Origin of the sequence: Streptomyces sp. NPDC059455 (assembly GCF_042750115.1) — a bacterium.
GTDB classification, from domain to species: Bacteria; Actinomycetota; Actinomycetes; order Streptomycetales; family Streptomycetaceae; genus Streptomyces; species Streptomyces endocoffeicus.
This window is the reverse complement of sequence record NZ_JBHYVB010000110.1, coordinates 10494-19971: the sequence shown is the minus strand read 5'-3', so window position 1 is coordinate 19971 and position 9478 is coordinate 10494. Positions and strand designations below refer to the sequence as shown.

Annotated in this window: 8 protein-coding genes and 1 pseudogene; 7 read left to right on the top strand and 2 right to left on the bottom strand. The window is 67.7% G+C overall.

The features are described 5' to 3' along the window. Both ACFXB5_RS32210 and ACFXB5_RS32205 read right to left on the bottom strand, forming a co-directional pair. A pseudogene (locus ACFXB5_RS32210) lies at window positions 1-396 on the bottom strand (transglycosylase family protein); the annotation flags it as partial. 185 nt (window positions 397-581) lie between these two features. Further along, complete coding sequence (locus ACFXB5_RS32205; RefSeq protein WP_385214453.1) at window positions 582-1871, bottom strand: cytochrome P450; 1290 nt, start codon at window positions 1869-1871, stop codon at window positions 582-584. Window positions 1872-2533: 662 nt separating this feature from the next. Between ACFXB5_RS32205 and ACFXB5_RS32200 the strand changes: the two genes are divergently transcribed. The 7 genes from ACFXB5_RS32200 to ACFXB5_RS32170 all read left to right on the top strand — a co-directional run bounded on the left by ACFXB5_RS32200 (window position 2534) and on the right by ACFXB5_RS32170 (window position 9358). Further along, the gene (locus tag ACFXB5_RS32200; protein ID WP_385214450.1) at window positions 2534-3673 is read left to right on the top strand and encodes a sensor histidine kinase; all 1140 of its coding nucleotides are present in this window, start codon (window positions 2534-2536) and stop codon (window positions 3671-3673) included. Then, window positions 3670-4071, top strand: a complete 402-nt coding sequence (locus tag ACFXB5_RS32195) for a roadblock/LC7 domain-containing protein (RefSeq protein WP_201857704.1) — start codon at window positions 3670-3672, stop codon at window positions 4069-4071. Before ACFXB5_RS32200 ends, ACFXB5_RS32195 begins: the two co-directional genes overlap by 4 nt. After that, window positions 4068-4439, top strand: a complete 372-nt coding sequence (locus ACFXB5_RS32190) for a DUF742 domain-containing protein (RefSeq protein WP_385214447.1) — start codon at window positions 4068-4070, stop codon at window positions 4437-4439. Before ACFXB5_RS32195 ends, ACFXB5_RS32190 begins: the two co-directional genes overlap by 4 nt. Then, window positions 4414-5004, top strand: a complete 591-nt coding sequence (locus ACFXB5_RS32185; RefSeq protein ID WP_201857706.1) for an ATP/GTP-binding protein — start codon at window positions 4414-4416, stop codon at window positions 5002-5004. The genes ACFXB5_RS32190 and ACFXB5_RS32185 overlap by 26 nt, the downstream gene beginning before the upstream one ends. A gap of 9 nt (window positions 5005-5013) precedes the next feature. Next, the gene (locus ACFXB5_RS32180; RefSeq protein ID WP_385214444.1) at window positions 5014-6360 is read left to right on the top strand and encodes a cytochrome P450; all 1347 of its coding nucleotides are present in this window, start codon (window positions 5014-5016) and stop codon (window positions 6358-6360) included. Window positions 6361-6705: 345 nt separating this feature from the next. Then, window positions 6706-7848 (top strand): tryptophan dimethylallyltransferase family protein, encoded by a 1143-nt coding sequence (locus tag ACFXB5_RS32175; RefSeq protein WP_385214441.1) that lies wholly within the window; start codon window positions 6706-6708, stop codon window positions 7846-7848. A 136-nt stretch (window positions 7849-7984) separates the two neighbouring features. Beyond that, a complete protein-coding gene (locus tag ACFXB5_RS32170) occupies window positions 7985-9358 on the top strand; it encodes a tryptophanase (protein WP_385214438.1) in 1374 nt (457 codons plus the stop codon). The last annotated feature ends 120 nt before the right edge of the window (window positions 9359-9478 follow it).

The following is a 9478-nucleotide window of genomic DNA, read 5'->3' as shown; positions in this document are numbered from 1 at the left end:
CCGCCCCCCCCGCCCCCCCCCCCCGACCGCGCCCCCCCCCCCCCCCCCACATCACTGACAGCCCTCGGGGCCGCGGTCGCCGAGGATCGCCTCGGCGACGGATATCTGCTGGGAGCGGCTGGCGAGGTCGGGGCGCGGGGCGTACTCCGTGCCGCCGTACTTCTTCCACATGTCGAGGGTCAGCTGGAGCCCGCCGTAGAAGCCGTTGCCCTCGTTGGCGCTCCACATACCGCCGCTCTCGCACTCGGCGACGTGATCCCATGTGGCGGTCTGGGCGGCCTGTGCGCCGGTCGCCCCGAAGAGGGGGATGGCGAGGCCCGCTCCCGTGACCCCCGCCGCGACGATGATGGCCGGGGCCTGACGGGGGCGACGGTGTCGACCATTACCGGAACGCATGCGATTGACCTCTCCTATGGCGCTATGGCGCTATGGCGACAGGGTTTGCCGGTGAACATAGCGAGGGCACTCGATCATCACAAGGCGATGTATCCCAGGTCACGCCAAGGTCACACGGCTGATCATTCGTCACGTATGTCCGGCCGTACGGGCCTTGAGGGTCTCAGCCGCCCATTTCGGGGGCTTCAGCCGTCCGCGGAATTCCAGGTCACCGGGAGCGTGCGCAGCCCGCGCATGATGAGCCCGCCGCGCCACCGCAGATCGTCCGGATCCTCCGCGAGCCGCAGCCCGGGGAGCCGCCGCAGCAGGGTGGCGATCGCGGTCTGGGCCTCCAGGCGGGCCAGCGGGGCGCCCAGACAGTAATGGATGCCGTGGCCGTAGCCGAGGTGCTGGTTGTCCCGGCGGGTGAGATCGAGGACGTCCGGCTCCGCGAACCGCTCGGGGTCCCGGTCGGCCGCGGCGAGCACCACCAGCACCGGCTCCCCCTCGGCGATGTGCTGCCCGGCGAGGGTGAGCGGCTCGGTGGCGAACCGCCAGGTGGCGATCTCCACGGGTCCGTCGTAGCGGAGCAGTTCCTCGACCCCGGCGGCGAGCAGCCGCTCGTCCCCTTCTTCCAGGGCCCGCTGTATGAGGGCGCGCTGCTCCGGATGGCGCAGCAGCGCGTAGACGCCGTTGCCGATGAGATTGACGGTCGTCTCGAAGCCGGCGAAGAGAAGGATGAAGGCCATGGCCGCGGCCTCGTTCTCGGTGAGGTGCTCACCGTGGTCGCTGGCCCGGATCAGGCCGGAGATCAGATCCTCCCCGTCCTCTTCTTCCCCGCGCTCGGCGAGTTCCAGGCGCTTGCGGTGGATCAGCTCGCCCAGATACGCCCGGATCCTCTTCACGGCGCGGGCCACTCCGCCGCGCGGGCCGCCGCCGTGCCGGATCATCGCGCCGGCCCAGTCCCGGAAGTCGTCCTGGTCCTCGCGCGGCACCCCGAGCAGATCGCAGATGGCGTAGATGGGGAGGGGGAAGGCGAACTCATGGATGAGATCCGCCTCTCCCCTCTCTTCTCCCCTCTCTTCGAGGGCGTCGATGAGCTGATCGGTGAGGGCCCGCACCCGGGGGGCGAACGCGGCCACCCGGCGCGGGGTGAACGCCTTCGACACCAGCCGCCGCAGCCGGGTGTGGTCGGGAGGGTCGATATTGAGCAGATGTGTCATCAGCTCGGCGCGCCGTTCGCCCGGGATGCCCACCTTGCCCTTGGCATGGGCCGCCGCACTGTGCCGCTGGGGGTTCTTCGAGAGCCGGGGATCGGCCAGCGCCCTCCTGGCATCGGCGTATCGGGTCACCAGCCAGGCGTCCACACCGCTGGGCAGCGTGGTCCGGTGCACCGGGGCGTGTTCGCGTAGCCAGGCGTACGCCGGGTAAGGATCGCTGGCGAACTCCCAGGTGAAGAGGGTGGGAGCGGAGCTGTCACGGGGCTGTTCCGACACCCCCCGACGATACCGGCGCGAGGCCGCCCGCCCCCGGTCCGCCGGAAGTAACGACAGAAACGACAGACAAGAGAAATAAGGGAATAAGCAGAACAAAGAGAATAAGAGAGTTATGACCGGGATGAATGTCTAGCGGAATTCCTCATTCATCTCCACACACCCTTCACCACCCACACACAGCCGGGGTCGAATGCCCGGATATCTGATGGCTGGGACGGCCGTTCGGCGGATGCCCGCGCCGCCCCGATACGAACCCCCCGGGACATGCTCTGACGTCGGTCAACGCGGTGAACTGGCGGTGTGGCTGAAACGACGTCAGGTGAACGAATGGGACTGGGGCACATGCACGGGGCCCAGTGATACCGGTGATACGATCACCGCGCTTGCCAGGCGAGCCAAGGGCGCGTAAGACACACGGCGATCCGGCACATCACGCCGAGAGGATCCCCACTCTGAGGAGCATTATGCCGCCAGTCGGGCATACGGAGCCGTTCCGGCGCACCGACTCCTGTGCGCTGCCGTCGGCAAGACGAGTGCGATGTCCCCGGAACCCGCGGGCGCCGTACGGGCGCTGACTTACCGCCGCCTCGAACATTCCAGACGCATAAGGCACCACACCTCCCTAAAGTCCCTGGCGGTCTAGTCGTTTAAAGAGAGTCTCAATGACGCAATATCTACAGGATCCAGCGCTCTGGGCCCTGATCGCTGGCACGCCTCTCGCCGCAACCGCCATTATCCGCGGGCGAAGGACGCGAGCGAATCTGCGCCAGGAGCAGGCGGAGCTAGAGAAACGCGCGGCCGACCTCGAGAACAATTACGCCGAGGCGGTGCAGGAGGCCCACAACCGCGCCGAAGAGGCCACCAAGAGCGCGCTGAAGTCCGCCATGCGGACCCTTCAGGGTCTCGCCAACGAGCAGCAGCTGGCCCTCTCCAAGACACAGGAAAAGTACGGCGAGCACCAGCTTCTCCAGGACCTCCTGGAGATCGACCATATGAACTCGCAGTTCGGTCGGCGTGCCCAGTCCATCGCGGTGCTCTGTGACGGCTGGCTGGGCCGGCAGCGAGCCGTTGCCTCGGTGTATGACGTGGTGCGCAGCGCCAAGGGCCGCATCCGTCACTACACCCGGGTGGAGATTCGCTCGCAGAGCAACTTCGCCCTGGTGAGCCGGGCCGTGGAACCGGTCGCGCTGGCGCTGGCCGAGCTTTTGGACAACGCGACCAGTTACTCCGCTCCCGACTCGCCGATCGACATCACCATTCGCACCGTCCCCAAGGGCGTCTGCGTCATCATCGACGACGCCGGCGTCGGTATGAACGAGGAGGAGAAGAACCGGGCGGACAAGCTGCTCTCGGCCACGCACGCCACCGGTGTAACGGGACTGGGCAATCCGCCGCAGTTCGGTTTCGCGGTGATCGGTGTGCTCGCCGCGCGCTATGGCTTCACGGTGTCCGTCGATTCGGCCTCTCCCTACGGTGGTGTACGCGCGGTCGTGCTTCTCCCCGAGGACCTTCTGACCAATATGCCCGAGCCGGAAGAGCAGCCGACGACCCACGCTCCCCCAGCGGCCGAGCAGCTGGAGCCGAGCGGTTCCGCCGTGGCCAGTTCCACCGTGAGCGGTGCCACCGCCGGGGGCCTGCCCAAGCGTCGCCGTAAGGGCGCGATTTCCATCGTCCCGAGAGCGGACGCCACTGCCGCCGCCCGGACGAGCGAGGAAACCGCATCGATCATGGGCGCGTTCCAGCGCGGCACTCAGTCCGGCCGCTCAGCAACCCCGAACAGGGAAGGGCATGATCCTCAGTGAACAACGACCTGTCATGGATGCTTGAGAGCGCCCTGGAAGTACCAGGGGCTCGTCATGCGATCCTGGTTTCCGCCGACGGTCTGCTGATGGCCCGTTCTCAAGAGGTCAAAAAGGACGAGGCCGACACCGTCGCGGCGGCGATGAGCGGCATCCAGTCGCTGAGCCGCACCATGGCCGGCTTCTGTGGTGGCACCCATATGACGTGGCGCCAGACCCTGGTCGAGTTCGACGGTGGCTGGGTCTTCCTCATCTCCGCGGGTGAGGGCGCGTATCTGGCGGTCTCCTCGGCGCCGGATGTCGACATGGCCGACATCACCTTCCGGATGCAGCAGCTTGTCGGGCAGCTCGGCAAGGCGCTGACCACACCACCTCGCGAAAACACCGGAATTCAGGCATGAGGGCACCCGGCGAGCAGGAGCCCGAATCCGCTCAGTTAGTGCGACCGTACGTCATCACCAATGGTCGAGGGCTTCCGGAGAACGACCAGTTCAACCTGATCACGCTGGTCACCGCCTCCGAGGAGAGACCCCCCAGCCATCTTGACCCGGAGAAGCGCGGGCTCCTGGAGCTGTGCTCGGGTGGATATCTCTCGGTCGCGGAGATAGCCGGACACATGGGACTTCCGATCGGCATCGTGAAGGTCCTGCTGTCCGACCTCTCCACGGACGGGTATCTCGTCACCCGCGCACCCGCGCCTCCCGCGCAGCTTGTCGACGTTTCGCTCCTTCAGGAGGTGCTGGATGGGCTCCAGGCCCGTTTCGGATGAGGACGTCTATCTGAACGAAGCGGTGCAGATCGCGGCCAAGATCCTGGTCGTGGGGCATTTCGCGGTCGGAAAGACGACGTTCATCGGCACCATGTCCGAGATTCCTCCGCTGCGCACCGAGGAGCGGATGACTCAGGCCGGAGCCCATATCGACGACCTCATGGGCACCCGGGGCAAGACCACGACCACCGTGGCCATGGACTTCGGCCGGCTCACGCTCAGCGACAGACTTGTCCTGTATCTCTTCGGCACACCCGGACAGGAGCGCTTCGTCCAGGTGTGGGAGGACATGACCCGAGGCGCTCTCGGGGCACTGATCCTCGTCGATCCCGAACGGCTCAAGGAATCCTTCCCGGTGATCGACCTGGTGGAGCACTACGGACTGCCCTATGCGATTTCCGTCAACCACTTCGACGGCACGCCGGCCCGCCCCGACAACGAATTGCGCGAGGCGCTCGACCTGCTGCCCGAGACCCCGATCGTCACCTGTGACGCACGTGACGAGAAGTCATCGGCCAACGCGCTGATAACGCTTGTCCGTTACCTACAGGAACGTACCCGCTAGGAGCACCTGATGAACATGCAATCGGATTTTCCGGCGGCGCCACCACCCGGCTGCCCCGCCCATGGCAGTGGCAAGCGGGTGCCGCTGTACGGGACGGAGTTTGCCGCCGATCCGGGTGCCTACTACACCTACATGCGCTCGTATGGCCCGACCGCACCGGTGGAACTCTCCCCGGGCGTCGACGCCACGCTGGTCACGGACTACTCGGCGGCGCTCCAGCTGCTGCAGAACCCGGACACCTTCCGGAAGGACTCGCGCCGCTGGCGTGAATACAACGAGGGCAAGGTCTCCCGGGACAATCCGGTCGTCCCGTTGCTGGAGTACCGGCCGAACTGCATGTTCACCGACGGCGCCGAGCATATGCGGCTGCGTCAGGCGGTGACCGACAGCCTGGCCCAGGTGGACACGCATCGGCTGAGCCGCCATGTCGAACGCGTCGCGGACTATCTGATGGACCAGTTCCTCTCCCGCGGCTCGGCCGATCTGCTCAATGATTATGCCAAACTGCTGCCGCTGTTTGTTTTCAATGAGCTTTTCGGATGCCCGGCGGAGATCGGTGACCGGGTCATCTTCGGTATCTCCGGTATTTTCGACGGAATCAATGCGGAGAAGGCGAACGAGGTACTCGGCCAGAGCGTCGGCGAACTCGTCGCATTGAAGCGCAAGCAGCCCGGTGACGATGTCACCTCCTGGCTTATGCAGCACCATGCCCAGCTGAATGATGAGGAAATGGCTCATCAGCTGGTGCTGCTGCTGGGTTCCGGTGCCGAGCCGCAGCGGAATCTCATCGCCAATGCGCTGCTGCTACTGCTCTCGGATGAGCGGTACGCGGGGGCCGGACTGCTGGTCGAGGACGCCCTCGACGATGTGCTGTGGAACAGCCCGCCGATGGCCAATTACGCTCCGCATTACCCGGTTACCGATGTGGACTTCGCCGGGACCCGGCTGCGGGCGGGCGATCTGGTGATGGTCTCCATCGCGGCCGCGAACAGCGACCCCGCGCTGTCCGCCTCCCGGCAGCAGCTCAGCAAGCGCGCTCACCTGGCATGGAGCGCCGGTCCGCACGCCTGCCCGGCCAAGGACACCGCTCAGCTGATCGGCGTGGTGGCCATCGAGAAGCTGCTCAACAAGCTGCCGGACATCGAGCTCGCGGTGCCCGAGTCGAGCCTGACCTGGCGCCCCGGCCCATTCAACCGAGGGCTGACCGCGCTGCCTGCCCGATTCACTCCGATACGTACGGATAAACAGCCCGTTACGCAGCAACAAATCCCCACGGGTGACCATCGCACCCACGCCCAGAATAAGCAGGAGAAGGGCGGCTTGTGGAGTTCGTTCCTCTCATGGTGGCGAGCGTGATCTAGGTCACATCGGGAACCCATTTCATACCGCATGAATGTTCAATTGAACGGGTAGGCAGTGTTGCGCAATTTATGTTGGCCAAAATCTAAGAGGAGCTGTCGTGAGGTCTCCCGCCGCCGGCGACATCACTGTCGGTCGACGATCAGCGGTTTCACTCATATCCCGACCGCACCCCCACCCCTGCGGCCAATCGAACACCTACCCTAATTTCGCGGAAGCACACGCGATGGGAGCCCAGATACCCGCCCCCCGGGGCGGGTATCTTCTCGTGGTACCGGAACACCGGGTATCACCGCCGCCTAAACCAAAACAGCCGTTCCTCTCGATTCAGCGGGAGGTTCGATGAACGGTCTCCGTTCGGGTGAGGCACTGCTCGGTGACCTCGCCACGGGCCAGCTGACCCGGCTGTGCCACGTGGCGGGGCTGAGCGAGGCCGATACGGCCGCGTACACGGGGGTGCTGATCGAGAGTCTGGGGGCCACAGCCGGACGGCCGTTGGCGCTGCCGCCCCCGTCGCGCACCTTTCTCTCCGACGACCACAGCCCCGTCGAGTTCTCCCTGGCCTTCCTGCCGGGCCAGAGCCCGGATCTGCGAGTGCTGGTGGAGCCGGGCTGCTCCAGCGGGGACGACCTGGCGGAGAACGGCCGGGCCGGTCTGCGGTCGATTCACGCCATGGCGGACCGCTGGGGATTCTCGACCGACCAGCTCGACCGGATCGAGGACCTGTTCCTCCCCCCGTCCCTCGAGGGCCCGATGGCCCTGTGGTGCGCCCTGGAGCTCCGCCCCGGCGGCGTCCCCGGGGTCAAGGTCTACCTCAACCCCTCGGCGAACGGCGCCGACCGGGCCGCCGAGACGGTCCGCGAGGCGCTGGCGCGGCTGGGCCATCGGCAGGCGTTCGACTCGCTGCCCCGGGCGGAGGGCTTCCCGTTCTTCGCCCTGGACCTCGGCGACTGGGACGCCCCGCGGGTGAAGGTCTACCTCAAACACCCCGGGATGTCCCCCACCGAGGCGGGCTCCCTGCCCCGGATGACCCCCGCACCGGGCCGGGAGGGGCTGGAGGAGTTCTTCCGCACCGTCGGTGACTTCCCCGCCGGGGACCTCGCCGACGACGAGGGCACCGACCGGCTCACCGGGCGCCCCGCCCTCACCTGCCACTCCTTCACGGAGACGGCGACCGGGCTGCCCAGCGGATACACGCTCCACGTACCCGTCCGCGACTACGTCAGGCACGACGGCGAGGCGCGAGAGCGGGCCGCGGCCGTGCTGCGCAGCAATGCCATGGACAGCGCAGCCCTCGACCGGGCGCTGGCCGCCGTGAGCCCGCGTCCCCTCGGCGACGGCGTGGGCCTGATCGCCTATCTGGCACTGGTCCACCAGCGCGGCCGGCCGCGGCGGGTGACCGTCTACGTCTCCTCCGAGGCGTACCAGACCCGGCCGCCCCTCGAGACGGTCCCCACCCGTGACCGGGTGCGGGCACGGCTCTGAACTCCGCCGGGACGCCGAACACCGAGCAAGCCGAGCACACCGAGCACACCGAGCACACCGGGACACCGAACTCCGGGACACCGCACGCCGAGCACGCCGAAATACCGAACGACGAACAGACAGGAGCAGGGGCAGCGTGGAGCCGTACAGGATCAAGGTTGTCGAACCGATACCCGTCACCACACGGCAGCAGCGCGAAGCGGCGCTGAAGCGTGTCAACTACAACCTCTTCGACCTGCGCGCCGAAGAGGTGACCATCGACCTGCTCACCGACTCGGGCACCGGGGCGCTGTCCGCCGCCCAGCTCGCCGCGGGGATGGCGGGCGACGAGTCCTACTCGGGCTCCCGCTCGTTCTACCGCTTCCACGAGACGGTCACCGAGCTCACCGGCTACGCCCACATCCTCCCCGCCCACCAGGGGCGCGCCGCCGAGCGCGTGCTGTTCACCACCCTGCTGGAGCGCGGCGACCTCGTGCTGTCGAACACCCACTTCGACACCACCCGGGCCAATGTCGAGCTGAACGGCGCCGAGGCGCGCGACCTGCCGTGCCCCGAGGCCAAGAACCTCGACAGCACCGACCCGTTCAAGGGCAACATCGACCTGGACGCGCTCGCCCGGACGCTGTCCGGGCCCGACGGCTCCCGGGTCGCCGTGGTCGTCATGACCATCACCAACAACGGCGGCGGCGGTCAGCCCGTCGCCATGGAGAACCTCAAGCGGACGGCCGCCCTGTGCCGTCAGCACGGGGTGCCGCTCTTCCTGGACGCCGCCCGGTTCGCCGAGAACGCCTGGCTGGTCACCCGCCATGAGCAGGGCTACCGCGACCGCACCCCCCGGCAGGTCGCGGAGGAAGCGTTCCGCCTGACGGACGGCTGCATGATGAGCGCCAAGAAGGACGGCATCGTCCACATCGGCGGCTTCATCGGCACCAACGACCCGGAGCTCGCCCAGAAGTGCGAGCTGCTCCTCATCGCCACCGAGGGGTTCGCGACCTACGGCGGTCTGGCCGGACGCGACCTCGACATGATGGCGCAGGGGCTGACCGAGGTGACCGAGCCGAGCTATCTCGCCGAGCGCGCCGAGATCGCCTCCCACCTCGCCCACCGGGTCCGCGCCGCGGGCGTGGACATCGTCGAGCCGCCGGGCATGCACGCGCTCTACCTCAACGCCGGGCGGTTGCTGCCGCACATCCCGCCGCACCAGTACCCCGGCCACGCCCTGGCCTGCCAGCTCTACCTGGAGGGCGGCATCCGCTCGGCCGAGCTGGGGTCGCTCTACCTCGGTGAGGAGGACGAGCACGGCAACCCGATCAAGAGCGCGCCGTACGAGCTGGTCAGGCTCGCCCTGCCGCGCCGGGTCTACACCCGCAGCCACTACGACCACGTGGGCGAGACGCTCGCGAAGATCGCCAAGAACGCGGACCAGGTGTACGGCTTCCGGATCACCGATCAGTCCCCGATCCTGCGCCACTTCCGCGCCACGCTGGAGCCGGTGCCCGTCAGGGGCTGACCGCGGCACGGCCGTGGCGGGGGCGCGGCCCCCGCCCCCCCCCGCCGCGGGCGCCCACCGCGGGCGCGCCCCCGCCCCCCCCCCCCAGCGCGCCACACCGGCGCACACCTCCGCGCGCCC